18 protein-coding genes are annotated in these 17,752 nt (G+C 27.5%); all 18 read right to left on the bottom strand.

What is annotated here, in order from left to right; all coding sequences use genetic code 11:
* Positions 1-20 precede the first annotated feature (20 nt).
* The 18 genes from ACJDTP_RS22355 to ACJDTP_RS22270 all read right to left on the bottom strand — a co-directional run bounded on the left by ACJDTP_RS22355 (position 21) and on the right by ACJDTP_RS22270 (position 17,232).
* Entirely contained in the window at positions 21-1,985 is a 1,965-nt protein-coding gene (locus ACJDTP_RS22355) for a sigma-54-dependent Fis family transcriptional regulator (RefSeq protein WP_078115726.1), read from the bottom strand.
* Between the two features lie 1,064 nt (positions 1,986-3,049).
* The gene (locus ACJDTP_RS22350) at positions 3,050-3,217 is read right to left on the bottom strand and encodes a hypothetical protein (protein ID WP_017212661.1); all 168 of its coding nucleotides are present in this window, start codon (positions 3,215-3,217) and stop codon (positions 3,050-3,052) included.
* Between the two features lie 282 nt (positions 3,218-3,499).
* A complete protein-coding gene (locus ACJDTP_RS22345) occupies positions 3,500-3,919 on the bottom strand; it encodes a hypothetical protein (RefSeq protein ID WP_012058405.1) in 420 nt (139 codons plus the stop codon).
* Positions 3,920-3,985: 66 nt separating this feature from the next.
* Positions 3,986-4,219 (bottom strand): hypothetical protein, encoded by a 234-nt coding sequence (locus ACJDTP_RS22340; protein WP_406762504.1) that lies wholly within the window; start codon positions 4,217-4,219, stop codon positions 3,986-3,988.
* A 32-nt stretch (positions 4,220-4,251) separates the two neighbouring features.
* Positions 4,252-4,470 (bottom strand): hypothetical protein, encoded by a 219-nt coding sequence (locus tag ACJDTP_RS22335; RefSeq protein ID WP_406762503.1) that lies wholly within the window; start codon positions 4,468-4,470, stop codon positions 4,252-4,254.
* Positions 4,471-4,655: 185 nt separating this feature from the next.
* Positions 4,656-4,991: a YnfA family protein gene (locus ACJDTP_RS22330; protein ID WP_065417411.1), complete on the bottom strand. Its 336-nt coding sequence runs from the start codon at positions 4,989-4,991 to the stop codon at positions 4,656-4,658.
* A 576-nt stretch (positions 4,992-5,567) separates the two neighbouring features.
* Positions 5,568-7,571 (bottom strand): 2-isopropylmalate synthase, encoded by a 2,004-nt coding sequence (locus ACJDTP_RS22325; protein ID WP_406762502.1) that lies wholly within the window; start codon positions 7,569-7,571, stop codon positions 5,568-5,570.
* 484 nt (positions 7,572-8,055) lie between these two features.
* Positions 8,056-8,421: an arsenate reductase family protein gene (locus ACJDTP_RS22320; RefSeq protein WP_077839676.1), complete on the bottom strand. Its 366-nt coding sequence runs from the start codon at positions 8,419-8,421 to the stop codon at positions 8,056-8,058.
* 292 nt (positions 8,422-8,713) lie between these two features.
* A complete protein-coding gene (gene minE, locus ACJDTP_RS22315; protein WP_406762501.1) occupies positions 8,714-8,962 on the bottom strand; it encodes a cell division topological specificity factor MinE in 249 nt (82 codons plus the stop codon).
* 282 nt (positions 8,963-9,244) lie between these two features.
* Positions 9,245-9,916: a BTAD domain-containing putative transcriptional regulator gene (locus tag ACJDTP_RS22310; RefSeq protein ID WP_406762500.1), complete on the bottom strand. Its 672-nt coding sequence runs from the start codon at positions 9,914-9,916 to the stop codon at positions 9,245-9,247.
* Between the two features lie 19 nt (positions 9,917-9,935).
* Positions 9,936-10,367 carry a LytR/AlgR family response regulator transcription factor gene (locus ACJDTP_RS22305; protein ID WP_406762499.1) on the bottom strand — a complete coding sequence of 144 codons (432 nt, stop codon included), beginning with the start codon at positions 10,365-10,367 and terminating at the stop codon, positions 9,936-9,938.
* An 18-nt stretch (positions 10,368-10,385) separates the two neighbouring features.
* Positions 10,386-13,487 (bottom strand): ATP-binding protein, encoded by a 3,102-nt coding sequence (locus ACJDTP_RS22300; protein ID WP_406762498.1) that lies wholly within the window; start codon positions 13,485-13,487, stop codon positions 10,386-10,388.
* 767 nt (positions 13,488-14,254) lie between these two features.
* Positions 14,255-14,443 carry a hypothetical protein gene (locus tag ACJDTP_RS22295; protein WP_077842250.1) on the bottom strand — a complete coding sequence of 63 codons (189 nt, stop codon included), beginning with the start codon at positions 14,441-14,443 and terminating at the stop codon, positions 14,255-14,257.
* Between the two features lie 41 nt (positions 14,444-14,484).
* Positions 14,485-14,679, bottom strand: a complete 195-nt coding sequence (locus tag ACJDTP_RS22290) for a hypothetical protein (protein ID WP_077842251.1) — start codon at positions 14,677-14,679, stop codon at positions 14,485-14,487.
* Positions 14,680-14,750: 71 nt separating this feature from the next.
* Complete coding sequence (locus tag ACJDTP_RS22285) at positions 14,751-14,957, bottom strand: hypothetical protein (RefSeq protein ID WP_077839682.1); 207 nt, start codon at positions 14,955-14,957, stop codon at positions 14,751-14,753.
* Positions 14,958-15,505: 548 nt separating this feature from the next.
* The gene (locus tag ACJDTP_RS22280; RefSeq protein WP_077839683.1) at positions 15,506-15,919 is read right to left on the bottom strand and encodes a hypothetical protein; all 414 of its coding nucleotides are present in this window, start codon (positions 15,917-15,919) and stop codon (positions 15,506-15,508) included.
* Positions 15,920-16,323: 404 nt separating this feature from the next.
* On the bottom strand, positions 16,324-16,716 hold the full coding sequence (locus tag ACJDTP_RS22275) for a hypothetical protein (protein WP_077845123.1): 393 nt from the start codon (positions 16,714-16,716) through the stop codon (positions 16,324-16,326).
* 114 nt (positions 16,717-16,830) lie between these two features.
* On the bottom strand, positions 16,831-17,232 hold the full coding sequence (locus ACJDTP_RS22270) for a bacteriohemerythrin (RefSeq protein WP_077839685.1): 402 nt from the start codon (positions 17,230-17,232) through the stop codon (positions 16,831-16,833).
* Between the last annotated feature and the right edge of the window lie 520 nt (positions 17,233-17,752).

The raw sequence follows: 17,752 nt of genomic DNA, 5'->3' as shown, positions 1-17,752 counted from the left end.
TTTAGGACATGCTTTATAATTTATTTACGTTTTTTTAATTTTAGATATAGAGTGTTTCTACTTATACCTAAAGTTTTAGCCGCTTTTGTCATATTATGATTATTTATTCTTACAGCTTCATGGATTGCTTTCATTTCAAGTTCTTCTAAGTTTAAAGTATTCACCATATACTCAGTCTTTTCAGTATTAACATTCTTTAAAAAGCCATTTGTCTGATCATCTTCCCATATCTCTTTACTTAAAAAATCATCTTTTAATATTTTCCTATCATATGTTTTGTCTATCTCAACACTTTGATTGTCTTCAAATTCCCATAAATTAAAAGATGATCGTCCATCTAAATTTACTATATTCTCAATATAATTTTCAAGCTCTCTTATATTTCCAGGCCAATCATAGTCTAATAACTTATTATATAAACTTTTATCAAGCTCTGGTATTGATTTATTCAACTGAAAAGATTTAATCCTTAAGAAGAAGTCAATAAGCATTTTCACATCGCCTTTTCTCTCTCTTAAAGGCGGTAAAGTGATTGGAATTACACATAATCTATAGTATAAATCTTCTCTAAAATTCCCTTTTTGAACTTCTCTTTTTAAATTTTTATTAGTTGCTGCTATAACTCTTACATCTATAGGAATCTCTTTGCTTCCACCAAGTCTTGTAACTCTTCCATTTTGAAGCACTCTTAACAGCTTAACCTGTGCATCAAGCGGCATTTCCCCAATTTCGTCCAAAAACAGAGTACCTCCGCTTGCAATCTCAAACTTACCTGGATTTCCGCCTCTTTTTCCTCCTGTAAAAGTCCCATCCTCATACCCAAACAATTCACTTTCTATTATATTAGCTGGTATAGCTCCACAATTTATTGCAACAAATTTATTTCTTCTTCGCAAACTATAATTATGCATAGCCTGTGCTAATATTTCTTTACCGGTTCCACTTTCCCCTTGAATTAGAACAGTTGAAGGACTATTTGCAATAACCTTACAGTTAGTTATCACATTAACAATGGCTGCACTATCTCCAATTATATCATTAAAAGTAAAAAATGCCCCTGTTGCATTTTTGTTGTCTTTTCCTTCTTTTTCATAACTTATTGTTACAACCATACCTATAATATTATCTTTATGTTTAAGACCTTTAAAAAGCAACCTTATTTTATGTCTGCTTGTATGTTTTAATTTTAATTCCTTTATAATATCACCATTATGGTTTTCAAGTTCCTCTATTACATTTCCCAAATCAGGCAAAATATAATGTATATCTTGACTTATTATCAAATCCTTATCTATATTAAATATCTCTACTCCAAGTTTATTTATATTTATTACTTTATACTCTTTATTTACTATCATGATGCCTTTATCAACATTATCTATGACACTCTCCATATAGTTATAGGTTTGATTCAATATGTCGCGTATCCCCTTCTTGTCCAATTCATTTTCGATTGCCTTTACACCAAAAACAACTAATCCTAAAGTATGTGGATGCTTCATATCTCTTCTACCTGTTAAGTTCAATGTTCCAATAATTTCTCCCTTTGTATTATGAATAGGTGCAGCAGAGCATGTTAAATTGTGGAACCTTTTTATGTAATGCTCAGTTGCAGTTATCTGAATACACCTGTCTTCTTTAATTGCTGTTCCCATTGCATTAGTACCTATATTTTGCTCGTCCATATAAGCCCCAACTTCAAGATTATTCCCCCCAAGCTTACTATTATTTTCTTCTGCTCCTTTAATATATAGAATGCACCCATTTTTATCTGTTAACACTATAATAAATTCATTATCCATAACTGCTGAAAATACCATATCTATGTATATTTTAGATACTTCTATTAATTCTTTATTAATAGTTAATATATTTTCTAATTCTTCACCAGTAAGAATCTTATTTGAGTGATCTGAATTTTTTTCAACTCCATAACTTTCACTTCTCTTATGTGAGTTTTCAATTAATAGTTCTTTATTCTCCATAACGTACCTCCATTCTTTAGTAAAATTCTTTATCTTCACATAAATTTACCCAATCTTTTAATATCTCACTACAATTTCTTAGATACATTTTTTCATTTTCATCACTTATTTACTAAAACTCTATAATTATTTACTGATATTTTAATAATTTATTTTTTTATTCTATATTAATACCTTTCTCTCCCTTTACCAAAATACACTTTTAAAATCTACTTATATTTTAACATAAAATAGAGTTTTCTTTACATTAACTCACAATAAACTCCAAAAATCTTAAATATATCAGATTTAACTGCTCTGTTATATATAAACCAACTAAGACCTGAATTTATGCATATAGCTCGCCGAAATAAGAATTATGCTGTTGTTCCAGTTTCTAAGGAATTATGATGGATGATCCCAAGATTACAAGTTGCACACAAGATGCTATCATCAAAGGCAAGCGCTCACAGAGAAAGTTCGAAGAACGAAATGTAAAATGCTCATAGAGAAAGTTCTGCTTACCAAATGTAAAATTTGGAGCATCACTTTTCGATTCTCACTTTTTGAACTAGCATACTTGAAACAACTTATAATCTAGGAATCAGAGCCATCAAATTCCTAATGAAACATTTCACAAATGCATAATTCTTATTTCTAGTTGGGATATATTTCATAGTATAAATCTAACTTATAATTGGTTTATCCATATAGATATCCAATTTAAGAATTCAACTTATTAGATGAATGTATTTACAAATTTACTAAAACTTTAAGTTCATATCTTCACTAGAAATCATAAATATATTTGTGAAGAAAACATTTGAAAATGAGCTGTTAAAGGTTCTTTGCTGTAGGTTGTTCCATTTTAGCTTGTCAAACTGAAAGTTGGAGCATGCTAAAGTGGATACAACCTGCTGCTTAGAACCTTCAGCGATATTTTCATAGCTTTTCGGAATCAAAATATTTATGATTTCGGTGATGTATACGCATAAGTATAGATTATAGTAGGCTTATCTATATTTCTACATAAAAATAAAAAAAGGTAAATTAAGCATTATCACTCAATTTACCTTTAAAAATAATTATACTTGTAAAAACTTTTCATAAGTCTCTATTTTATCCTCTCTGTTGTTTTTCTTTAGCCATTTATTATATTCTAAAATGACTTCTTCTACTGTTTTTAAATCTAGCTTAACATTCTTTTTTTTGTTCATTTCAGCGTACATATTAATTTTAATTATATTCCCCATGTTGTTCTCACCTCTTTTAAATATATGATAATATTAAATTCTTGTGATTTTTATACAAAAATAATTAAAACTTTATGACTTTTTGTAAACATTATCACACAATATAAAAAATTTTTTATATTGCCTATAATACATTATTGACAACATTTACACTTTCTAATATATATATTACCATTAAATTTTGTCAGTTTTTTGTCAATTGAAAATGTTTTCTTAAAATTTTACTAAAAAATAAAAGTATATAACAAGAGAACCCTATCCAGGGTTCTCTTACACAGATGTTTAGTTTAATATTTTGCTTAATGCATAATTAATAGAATCTTTCAAACCTTCAAATGACATTTCGTCCATTGTTATCGAAGGTTCATCTTTTACTACATATTCTTCACCTTTGCAACTTATTAATATTGCTTTTTCTATACTACTGCTTAATTCACGATTTTTATGTTTTGATATTTTCACTTCATTACCATTTCCATCTACACTGTATCTTATAAAAATATTTGCTTTTCTACCTGGAAATATTATAGCATTTTCATCTGGGACAAATTCAACATACTTGTCTGCATTTCTACTACTAAATAACTCATTCATTAAAGTTATTATGCTATTTATCTCTTTATCTACATTTTCTTTACTAATTTTTTTCGGGCATAAGCTATGTACATAGTTTTCAATCCATGACTTCTGATTAAATTCCATATCCTCACCTCTTTCCATAATAATAATTATACAAAAAAGGAGAAATTCCTCTAAAAATATTAAATCTCACTTAACTGTTTCCATAAATATTTTATTATAGACTCTCATTTCCTCTAATTTTGTTATTATTTTTTCATCTATTTTTAATAAGTTCTTATCTATAAGTTCTATTTTCTCTGAATCACTTATATTTTCTCTGCAAAAGCTCAATATTTTTTTATATGATTCCATTTGCATTTTAATCAAAGCTTCATACTGTTGGTTAGTTAAATCAACAAATTCTATTTCTTTACTAGTCATATTAGCCGCCTTTCTAAAAATTCAGTATGATTTTACATTATATTTATTAGTACTATCTTATTATCTTTAAATATAGGAACTATTTTCCTCAGTAAATCATTATCTTGTATGTACTTGATTGCTTCATCAAATTCATCAATACTCATTCCTATCTGCTCATATCCCAAAGATTTAGGAACATTAACTCCTTCAATATTTTCACATGGCATATTTTTTATTATTTCTAATATTATATCTACATTTTGATTCATTAACTCATCCCCTTAATATAGATAATTATATAAAAGTTTATATTTCCCTTCTATAATTTTATATTAATTCAAATATTAGTAATAATCATCCATTACATTTTTCTTAAAGTATTTCCATTTTTAAAGCTTTTTCAAACTCTTCACACTTCATTTTTATATATGGATTTTTATCATAACACACTCTACTATCCTCTTGGTGCATACATAATTACAATAACACCTACTAGAGCTATACATCCACCAATTAAATCAAACTTATCGGGTACTATATTATCAATTTTCCATCCCCATAAAATTGACATTACAATAAATATTCCTCCATATGCTGCATATACCTTACCAAAATTAGCATTTGAAGGCTGTAACGTAGGAATTATTCCATATAAAATTAATATGACCGCTCCTATAACTCCATATAAATAGCTTTTTCCATCTCGTAACCATATCCATATAAGATATCCACCTCCAATTTCAAATATTCCAGCCAATATAAAATATAATATTGATTTTATAATCTCCATTTTCTTTCCTCCGAGTGTAAGCATTTATATAATCATTAAAAAGACATCCTTAAATTTATATCTACTACTAGGCTAAATTATAGCATATATTGTAAATATGATCTAATTGTTGTAAAGTCACTTTCTAATTGATTAGGTGACCTATAGTGCATTAACATATCTCTTAACTAAATACGCAAAAAAATACAGCCAAGTTATGGCTGTATCTTATATAAAATTTAGGGGAGATTAAGAGTGGGGTTTGGATATCTTTTGTATAAATTTATATTAACACAATATTAAAAAATAATCTATATTTTTTGATATTGATTATCAGGTTTTTTTCGACAAACGCTTTTAATGTATTTATAGTGCTAAAAGAAGAATTTATCTAAGTTTTATAATTATTTTGCCTCTTACTTTATAAATAAGAAAAGAGATAACCATCTCTATAGTCATCTCTTTTCGAAATATCTTTAGTTTATTTAAATCTTTAGTTTTTTCAAATCATTTGTTATGTATATAATATACCATAGTATGACATATTAGTCTATATTTTTTCATCAAATCTTTTTACAAAAAGACAAATTTATTATTTTATTGTTCCATTCGCTTAGGTATATTATTTCTAAATTCTACCGGAGTTATTCCATATGCTTTCTTAAACAATCTAATAAAATGCTCTACATTTTCATAACCAACTTGCTCTGCAATATTTTCCACTGTCATTCCACTTCCTTTAAGTAAACTCTTAGCTTTATCCATTCTAATTTGTTTTACTATATCCACAAAAGTACTATTTGTACTTTCTTTAATATATTTCGATAAGTAAGGCTTAGATAAGTAAAAAGTTTCTGAAAGCTTTTCTAATGTGACCGTCTTATAGTTTGATTGAATATAATTCAATACCTCTGTCATTCTACTATCTGATCTTTTCATATTCTTAATCTCTTCTAATTGATTAACTGCTACTGCTAAAGCTGCAATTGATGAATTAATAATATCATTTTCTATTCCTACGCCCCAATAAAGCTTATTATGGCATTTAATTCCCACATAAGTAACAGCTTTTGATGATGACCCTCTTGTTAATGAATGTTCTTCATATACATCTAATTCATAATCAATATCAAAATACTGTTTAATTGCATTGCTAACTGCATCTAATCTTCCGTTTCCATGCGCTGTTATGCATTGTATTTTCCCACCATGACAAATCGTAGTATCGGCTGCCATCTCCTCACCTTGTATAAAATGACATTCTGGAATTTGAAATACGTGGGAGTTACGAATAAACTTCTCTTCTAAAATTTTATAAATTCCTTCTGGTGTTAATTCTCTATGAGCCTTATCTGATACATCCTTTACTGTATAACCAAATGCTTCCTGCATCTGTTTTGGAAGCGATATTCCGAAATTCTTTTGTAATATATAAGCCACTCCACCTTTACCTGATTGGCTATTAATACGAATAACATCTGAATCATATTGACGCCCCACATCCATTGGATCAATAGGTAAATATGGAACTTCCCAATACTCACACTCTTTATTTTCACGCCACTTTATTCCCTTCGAAATAGCATCCTGATGAGAACCTGAAAAGGCAGTAAACACTAATTCACCAGCATATGGTTGGCGCATACCTACTTGCATATTGGTTAATCTTTCATAATTTTCAACTATTTCAGGCATATTTCTAAAATTCAAATTAGGGTCTACACCATGAGAGTAAAGATTCATAGCAACTGTAACAATATCTAAATTTCCTGTTCTCTCGCCATTACCAAATAGAGTTCCTTCTATTCTATCTGCACCTGCAAGTATACCAAACTCTGCGTCACTCACTCCACTTCCTCTATCATTATGTGGATGTAAGCATAAAGTTACAGCATCCCTATACTTTAAGTTTTTGTGAATATATTCAACTTGGCAAGCAAATACATGAGGCATTGCATTTTCAACTGTTGTAGGAATATTAATTATTGCCTTCTCTTCTTTAGTCGGCTTCCAAACATCCAATACTGCATTACATACTTCTACCGCATAATCTACTTCTGTTCCCGGAAAACTTTCTGGACTATATTGAAATGAATAGTTTCCTTTTTCTTCTTTTGCTATTTCTTTTAGAAGTTTTGCCCCATTTACAGCAAGCTGCTTAATTTCATCCTTAGATTTACCAAAAACCTGTTCCCTTTGTGCAACTGAAGTTGAGTTATATAAATGAATTACTGCATGCGGAGCCCCTTTAACCGCCTGAAAAGTCTTTCTAATGATATGTTCTCTAGCTTGAGTTAAAACCTGAATTGATACATCATTAGGAATCATATTTTTCTCAATTAATGTCCTTATAAATTGATATTCTGTTTCAGAAGCAGCCGGAAACCCTACTTCAATTTCTTTAAAACCTATTTTTACTAACATATTAAAAAATTCTAACTTTTCTTCTAAACTCATAGGTTCAATTAATGATTGATTTCCATCACGTAAATCAACACTACACCATCTAGGCGCTTTATCTATATAATCTTTTTTCACCCAATCGTATGTCACTTTTGGTGGCATAAAATACATTCTTTTATACTTTTCAAAATTTTCCATCCCTATCACTCCCCAATATAGCAATTTTATAAATGCGCTTACATATATCTATTGAAATATTAATTATATCTATTTTGGCATTAATCAATACATTTTATTATGCGCTTTATGAAAATTTTGCCTTTTGCTTTATGATATATAGAATAGCACATTTTAAATAGTAATTTTAGTGATAAATTTAATCATTTTTGTTGATGTATTTTAATATGCTACATATTAGCTTGCATAATTATAGGGCATATAATAAATTACTCTTCAATCTCTACAAGTTATTTATCTTTGACAATTTCCGCAAACAGAAAGAAAGAGATATTTATTTAAATTCAAATATCTCTTTCTTATTATCACTTAATCATTAACTTATATTTTTTACTAATTAGTTGCATACTAATCCACTGTTTCTCACACCAGGTTCTTATCTTACCTTGATTTATTTACGTATACAACATCTGCTTCAGTTAAGACTCATTATATTAATGCTAATCTAGCCTTTCAAAAGTGACTCTTCCCATAAACTCTCATCTCTAAAACCGACAAGTACAAAGTCATCTCCAACTACAATAGGGCGCTTAACCAACATTCCGTTTGTTGATAAAAGCTTTACCTGTTCTTCCTCTGAAAGTTCCTTAAGCTTTTGACTCAAATTCATCTCTTTATATAAAGTTCCACTTGTGTTAAAAAACTTTTTAATTGGCAAGCCACTTTTCTTTATCCATTCTTGAAGTTCTTCTATTTTAGGATTGTTATCAACTATATGTCTATCCTCATATTCAACTTGATGTTCATCGAGCCACTTTTTTGCTCGTTTGCAAGTTGTACATTTTGGATACTCTACGAATAAATAAGACATTCTTATTCCTCCCTTTCAATCTAAAACATTAAATAAGCTTTTTCATCATTATATACCACTTTGCCGCAGCTTCCAACATACTATAAAAAAATAAGCGTAAGTGTTTATCTACCTGCCTATAGAAATCACTTACACTTATACAATATTAATTATTGTTCGAGGACAGGAATTAAGAAAGATGCAACATATAAATTGCTGTCTGTTCGTAATGAGTGCAAGACTCCAATATGTTTTCTTTTTAAGCAGATTTTTATATCAGTAACATTATCACACGAATTACATATTTTGTTTATTATTTCATAGGTATACTAGCAATTAATATCGAATAATTATCTATATTTACAGTATCTTGTGTTAATATCATCTTTTTGCATGAATTGTCTGTCTTTATATGCCTATCAATTACCTCTAGTATTTCCTCCCTTATAGAATCTAAAACATCACTAGATATATCAGTTTTATCATGTACCAATATAAGTTTTAGCCTCTCCCTCTCTAGACCATTTGATGAAGAAGAAGTTGAAGAAAATAAATTCATCATAATTACCCCCTATGTTATTTAATTTAAAAAATATTGTTTATAAAAAGAATTATTACAACTTTATTCTACAAAATATATTGTTGCAAATTTGTGGCAAGATATTATTATTTTTAGAAATCAAATAAAATAAAAGGTTAAAAATGTAAATTATGTATATTTCTAACCTTTCTTGGAGTATTTATTTTTATTTTATAATATAAATTATTATTCGAATTATGTATAATAGTCTAATATTCCCTAATATTTGTAAATGCTTATAGTACCCATCGTAAAAATTATTAGCTAGTGATCTAAAATGTATTTGTATAATTCTTTTACAGCTGCTGATGGCTCCATCTGCAAATCATTTTCCATCATTTCATAGTACTCATTATAATATTTTTCTGCTTTTTTTATTCCACCGATCTTATAATGAAGCATCAACGCATTTTCTCTCATTTCCTCATCGTAAGGTTCATATTTAATAATAAGCTCAACAAGTTTTAAAATCTTAATTGGCTCAGCATTAATATCCTTATAATATTTTACAAGTTTACGTGCTCCATTCAAAAAATATCTATGATAATTTTCTCTTTCAAAGTAGCACCAATCACTATTGAAATCTTCAAGAAGCATATATTTATAATCAAGAATAATACCTTCATAGCCTTCTAAGTTAGAAGCATTTATTTCAGTTATATTAAATACTAAGTTTTCTAATTCAAATGCGTCTATTCTTATATCTGGTTCTGCCACTTGTAATTTATATCCATTTCCAGTAGATATGATTGAAATTTTTATAGAATTTTCTCTAAAAGTTTTATTTAATCGGCTAATTGTACTTCTAAGATTAATATCTGCTTTTTCTTTATCCTTATCTGGCCATACTTCGTTCATTAATCTCCATTTAGATATCTCCTTATTATCTTTACCTAGAAGCATGAAAGCAAAGATTTCAGCACTTTTAGCTGTCATCCACCTAATAGGTTTCTTTTCATCTCCTATATATAGATACCCCTCCAAATAAAGAAATTTTTATCTTTTTATTTGGACAGACATTAGAATTTAAAAATCTTCTCTTTTTCACACGTTCAATTGAACTATATAGTTCTTCAACTATGATTGGCTTTAACAAATAATCTATAGCATTAACTCGAAATGCATTGAGTGCATATTGATTATAAGCTGTAATAAATACAATTTCACATTCATATCCACTTGAATTAACCATTTCTGCAAACTGTAATCCATTAATTTCCGGCATTTCTATATCTAAAAACAACACATCAGGTTTAAATCGCTTTATATTATCAAGAGCTTCATGAGGATTTGTATATCCTTCAACTTCAGCACTTGTATCTCTAATTAATTCACAAATATGATCATTAGTTAAAGTTTCATCATCTACCACCATTGCCTTAATCATAACTTCAATCCCTTGCTCTTAAATATTTAATTTCACAGGTATATTTATTGTAGAAGTAGTTCCTTGCCCTACCTTACTTTCGATAATTATACCATGTCCATACTCATTTATAAGTCTTTTGTTAACATTTTTCAATCCACTATTTATTGATATACTATAGTCCAATAATCTCTTCAACTTTTCAGAATCTATCCCTACTCCATCATCCTGTATTACAATTTTAATATAATTATTACTTTTCTTAATAGATATCTTTACTATACCGCCAGAAATGCGTTTCACTAATCCATGGCGTATTGAATTCTCTACTAGAGGTTGTATAACTAATGCTGGAATAGTATTTTGCAAACACTCTTCATCAATATCAAATTCAAATTCAAGCCTTTCCCCAAACCTAGCCTTCTCTAACTTCACATAAGATCTGACAAAAGATATTTCTTCCTTTAAGCTTATAAACGAATTGTAAGGGTCTATATCAAAGGTGAAACGTAAATATTTGCTTAATTCTCCAAGAAGCTCTCCTGCCTTTTTCCCATCTCTATAGCACAGTGAAACAATAACACTTAAAGTATTATACAAAAAATGAGGTCTTATTTGAGATTGTAAAAATACAGTTTCCATTTTCAAAGCTTCTTTTACTGCAATTCTCATTTTTTGGAGAGTTGTTACTCTAGCTTTTAATTCCATAAAATTAAAAGGTTTGATTAAAAAATCGTTAGCACCTGCTTCAAAACCTAATGCTATATCATCTGGTGTACTTCTGACTGTTAAAAGTAATATTGGAAGTTCAAATAGCTTGTACTCTTCTCTTATCCTTTTACACACATCGTAGCCAGATAATCCTGGCATCATTACGTCAAGTAATACAATTGATATATCTTTATGTTTTTTAACTAATTCTAAGGCATCTGCCCCGTTATATGCAACTAAAGTTTCATAATTACTGTCATAAAATATTTCTTGTAAAACTTTGATATTGCATACATCATCATCAACAAGTAAAATCTTTAGCTTTTTTCCACTGCTTTTATTTTCGGTTGTTTCACACAATATATTAGTACTAAGTTTTTCATCGCTCCTTGAGGTAATGATATTATTTTTAATATTCTGTTCTTCTTGTCTAATGACGTCACTATTTTCATTTGCTTTAGGCATCTTTACAACAAATATTGAGCCCTTATCTGGTTCTGACCACTTCAGATACAGTTCCCCACCAATTCTAGATGCAAGCAACTTAGAAATAGAAAGTCCAAGTCCAGATGGAAATATTCCATTAAAAACATTTTTATCTATATCAATGTTTCTTTCAAATATTTCATCATGATACTTTTCGTCAATGCCTATACCTGTATCTTCAATTGTTATATTAATATAATTCTTTTCTACTACATCAGCTTTAATTTGAATAAATCCATTTTCAGTGTATTTCAATGAGTTAACTATAAGATTAAATAAAATTTGCTTAAACCTATTTTCATCTGTATAAACATAATATTCTCCAATTGGCACACTATTAATTAACTGTATTTCTTCATTCTTTCTCATATAAGCCAAAATATCAAATACTGCCTGTACAATACCATTAATATCAAATACTTTCTTATTAACCTTGAGATCTTCATTCTGCATACTTTGAAAGTCAATTATATCATTTACAAGGCTTGATAATCTTGTCGTTGTGGATATTATGTATGCTAAATTTTCATCTACCTTTGCTGTGTTTCTATCATTTTTATTTAAAATAGTCTGGGCAATATTTATTATTCCATGCAAAGGAGTTTTAAACTCATGAGAAGTGCTGATTAAAAATTCATTTCTTAACTTGTCTAATGATATTAAATCGCTATTTATTGTCTGAATTTTATTATATGCATTTATATGTTGCTTCAAAATAACAACCAAAACCGCAAGTAAGAAAATAAAGTATGTAATAAAGGGAATTACGTTGCTCTTAATTATTGAAGAATAGTATAATACAAAAATGCAATATTGAGTTAAAGCCGCAATAACTCCACAAAGCAAAAGTATTGTTCCTTTTTTCCCTATTTCTCCATATCTTTTATGATAAATTGCTTTCATAATTGATAGAGCCACAAGAACAGAAATTAATATATTTATTATATCAATTATATTTTCAAATAATCCCACAAGTTCCATTGGTATTAGTAAAACTGCAAAAATACTAGCAAAAATTATATACTTTGCTATTTTTATATTTTTTCTAGTAATAAAATCATTGCCACATTTTCGTATAAGTAAGAGAACTAGATATATACTCAAGCTTATTAATGCTAGCTTTATTTTCAAAATTCCAAAATACGGCATAAAGGAAAAAATTTTATTAAATATCTTTTCATTTACCGTGGATGAAACAAAAGCATAAATTATACATATGCTTCCAATATACAAAAATTTCTTTTGTTTAATATTTTTTAAATAAATTCCAATGTAGTACACCCCAAAGATGCCTAAAATTAATATATTTGCTATATCTAATACGATAAATATGATATAGTAATCTAATATTTCTTCGTATTCTCCGAAGAAAACACTTTGGATTATCCCTCCACTAAAATAATCTAAATTTGCTACCTGAATAATAACATCTAAAGTATCTCCTTCTGGCTTAAAGCATGTAACAGTCCGTTGAATATCTGAAAAATATCCTTCTTCAAAACTTGGCTCTGGGTTACCTCTTTGTCCAATTTCTTTTCCGTTCACAAATATTTTGTTTGCTGACCGTATATGAGTAGTCTTTATACCATACATTAAGACACTTTTATTTATCTTAATTTTTACTCTATAAGTTCCAATTCCTTTATCAGATATCACATCATTTGGAATTTGGTTTCTCCACGGGCCAGGAGTGTTAATGTAAAACTTATGTAATGCCACTTCATTATTAATATCTGAAGGAGATAAAAGTTCATTAGGATAGAACTCCCAATATCCATCTAATTTTACATTTCCGTCCTTATTAAAATCCCAATCAGAAAGATCTATAAAACCATTTTCAACTAAAGGCGTTTTATTATAGAAACTTTTGCTCATAGAATAACCTATAGAAAATACTAATAAAATTATCAATCCAAATAGTAGATATATATATTTCTTTCTCAATTTTACTTAACCCCTCATCCATACCCTTAAAATTTTTATTTTAAAATATCTATTTTTTAATATGAATATATAAAACTTTTGCTCCTCAGAAACATAATTTCTATAATCCCCTTTAAATATTAACCGTTATACTTACCTAATCATTTATAAATATAATAATGCGCATAAATAAAAACATATGATAAAGACATAGTAAAAAATCAGATAACTACCGTCTTATTATATGTTTTCTATAAATAAGCGAATTTTAATATATTAATCTAACCATTATAATTAAGATCACTTCTTTGTAATTATATTAATATAATAAAAACTTAATCTCATGTTCAAAGCTTTAAACAAAACAAATCAATCATGACTAAGGATTAATTAGTTCCAGTTGATCGGTTACATAACCAACTTCAAATATTTAAAATAATTATATAAAAAGGAACTACTTAAAGTTCCCATATCAACATTTTTTATATAATATACGTTGCAAAAATAATTCTTCATCATAATTCTAAAAATATTGTAAAAATTTTAGTCGTAATTGTAAATTGTGAAATGTGCATTGTGAATTACAACATATATATTTATTATTTTAATACAATTAAATATATTTTATCATTAGAATGTGAGAAAATCAATATTTGATTCACTTCAAATATTAGTAAAGCAGCCCCAAATTAAGTTCTAACTTGGAGCTACTTATAGCTTTATATGTTTTTAGTCCCGAATATACTGTATATGTAACAATGAATAATATTAACAGATAAAGTGACCATTTAAGACCAGTTCTTACTTTTATTCCTCTTATTAAGTTTTCTATTCTCCTTGTTAAAATCCCCATAATCAAAGTTATTCTTAAATTTGTTTTTTTTGTGAGAATAATTTCCATCATCAAATTCATCATTTTCCTTAATTGTTCTTGTATATGCCTCAATTATATCTTTGTATTTTTCTTCTAAATCCATCTCATCTCATCCCCCTGAATATCAAAAGTATTATAATGCTTTTAAGTTAAAATACACTCCCCATTATCACGATGCTTACAAGTATGTATTATTTCTTTTATATTACTTTCATCATCTAATACATAACAACATCTTATTGGAAATATCTTTCCACAAGTTAAAATATAATTTTCTTTTACTTTTACTTTTCTATCTGTGAATTCACAATAGATTTCATAGTTCTTTAATGTTGACATAAATTCATCATCCTTATAAACCATTTATTAGTCAAATTAGAAACACGATCAAATTACAGAATAAACACTTATTAAAGACATTTTTCCTTAATTTCTTTACACTCAAATAGATCTATTTCATTCAACTTTAAATCAGTTAGCTCAACAACTTCTCGTGCAATCTTATTCATCTTAATTAAAAATTCTTCTTTTTCTTCTTCTTTAACGATAAATCCATCAAATCTTATATCAAATTCTTCTGCAAATTTTGAATTTAAATTCACAAGCCAACTACTCATAAATTCCACCTGCCCTCTGTTTAGAATAAATACACATCCTGATTTATAGATCTTTTTTATATTTATCATTAAAATCAGTCATAAAACTTCACTACTGGTGGATTAGTTTAGAATCAAGCATCGTTTACATTTCTTTTTCCCATATATATTGAGATATGAGTTCGTATAAAAAGCATATACTTTCTTCTATATAACTGTTCAACTTTTTTGACAAATAATTAATTATTATTACATAGTAAAACACTCACCACTCTTCCATTCTTCTTTTATTTTTTATTTTAATTAAACTTAAACACTAGCAAAAATACTATAAATAAATCTTATCACAGCTTATTCATATTTTTTGTCTTATTTTGTATTTTAAAAAAATATTTTTTCAAAATATATATTGAAATTAAATTTTATACGTTTTAACATTAATTAATTCACTAGGATCACCTTACGTTCCAAATATCAACTTATTTATCGAAGTAGAAGTACATTAATCCGTAATAATTTATCTAATCTAATGACAATAAATTAATGGGTTTCTCAAATAACTTTCTTAACTATTCTGATATAATATTAATCTTAGCTTTAAGCAAATAAGACTCAAATTTTTCATCTGAAGTTATAAAACTATTGATAATCTTTCCTATTTCATATTGTTGCTTTGTAATATTCATTTTTTTATCCGGGAAAGGAATAAAACATGTACATGCATCTACAAAAACTCCATATACCACCTTAATTATTTGCTCCCTATATTTAAGAATAAACCTTTTATTGTATGCATGTTTATTAGGAAAAATACTTGTCCAATCTTCATAACATGTATCATCACTATTTTCAAGCCACTTTATATCATTTTTTATAATTATATCGATATTATTTCTATATAAATATACTCCTATATCATCCTCATAACACCAATCACTCATATCACTTGAGCATATTTGTTCAAAATATTCCTCATATTTCATTTCTCTCACTCCATCTAATAATCCTTCATCGCTCCACCCAAATCACTTATCAAACAACGTTATTAAGTGTCTTGATACTTTAATTCCTTTTAAACTTTTTTCACACTCAGCCCTAATAAATCTCCTTAACTTATGAAACAGTAAGTTTATTACAAAATCTACAATTAATCATGAGAACTTGCTCTTATTTGGGTAATCAGTTATTTAATGAAACACTAATTCGTAATATATATAACCAAAATATTAATTATAAGCATAATTACAAACAAACATATAAATGTAGATAGTTTAAAATCTTTCATGAAATCTTTCATAATCTCTACCTTTCTCTGTTAATATAAAGATTAAACATCACCACTTCATGTGCTAAATATTTTTATCTTTGCTTTATAGTTTCACTCGCATTATATTAAAAGCTTCTTAACAATTAATTGCGAATTAACTCCCGTCTTTAAATGTAATTCAGTTACCTTTGAATACGAAATGTCATTATCATACTCTATGTATGCATTATCTAAGACACAATGTCCTACAAATTTATTGTTAAGAAGCGTATAAAAATCAATAATATACGGCTTTACATTATCGTAGCTTATTTTATCTATAGAATTATAAAGAATGGTTATTTCCTCATTATCCAATCTAATATTTATAAATTCTTCACTCCCATAATTCAATTGTTTTTTTATAAAACTTACTTCTTTTGATAAATCAAACTTAATTTTTCCAACTTGTATACCATATTTTTCTCTTGTATTCTTAGATCTAATTTCTATATCATTAATTAAATGAACCATATACTTTTCACCCTCCATAACCTCTATTGTCTTATACCCAATTTTAAATCTACCACAGTAAACCACTATGAATTTTATTTCGCTGATTCCTTTAAGATTACATAAACAATCTGTTTAAACATCCATAAGAAACTTGCCTATATCTTTATCCAATTCTATTACATGTTTTCGCCACCAATGGGACATTTTTTGTTGTTCGCTTATTACAAATAACGTAGATACGCCTGTAGTTTCGAACACTTTTCTCAATTCTTTTAAATTATTTTTGAAAATTTCATGTTCCTTATGCTGAATCTCATAATTAGGATAATTATTTTTCTTTTGAATTTCCTCCTCATCGTTGAAATGTCTAATTACATACTCTTCAAGAAAATTCAAAGTTGTAATCATCTCCTCTTTTCCTTTTGCACTTTTCATAGAACATACAAGTAAATTAATTCTATTAAACAATTCTTTGTGTTGTCTATCTATCTTATCAACACCAACCGACCACATTTTATCCCATATTAAATCCATCCCTTTTCACCTCTCATACATATTTTCCTACGTTAAAATTTCGAATTACTTTTACCACACATAATCTCCCTATTTAAATCTCAGCCTGATTAATCCCATAGTCAACCACCTTCCTAGAATTTCATTTCTTTTATGTAATTAAATTTTTCTACAAAATACACCCAAAAACCTTCTTTTTGTGTCAGAATATTTTTTCTTTTTTTCGTCATTTAATCACTTTTTTCTGTGTTTTTTCTTTTTCTATCCTTGTTTTTATAATATTATTTGTATATATTTGTCGTTATTAAAATTAAATTGTAATACGATTTTTTCTATAATCATTTATCCTTTTACATATAAATTCATTTTTTATAAAATTCCATTAATAGATAACCCAAAATCAATATTCTAATTTTAATGTTTAATCAATATTCATCACAGTAATAATAAAAGCTAGGCATATTTTAAAATGTACCCTTTGTCAAGGACAATTTAAAAAAAGATAGACTAATTTAAAAGATGATTTCTGTATTTAACGGGA

Source organism: Candidatus Clostridium helianthi (assembly GCF_045310795.1).
In the GTDB taxonomy this organism is placed as follows: domain Bacteria; phylum Bacillota; class Clostridia; order Clostridiales; family Clostridiaceae; genus Clostridium; species Clostridium helianthi.
Note: the sequence above shows the minus strand (reverse complement) of the source record. Positions and strands in the feature narration are given on the sequence as shown.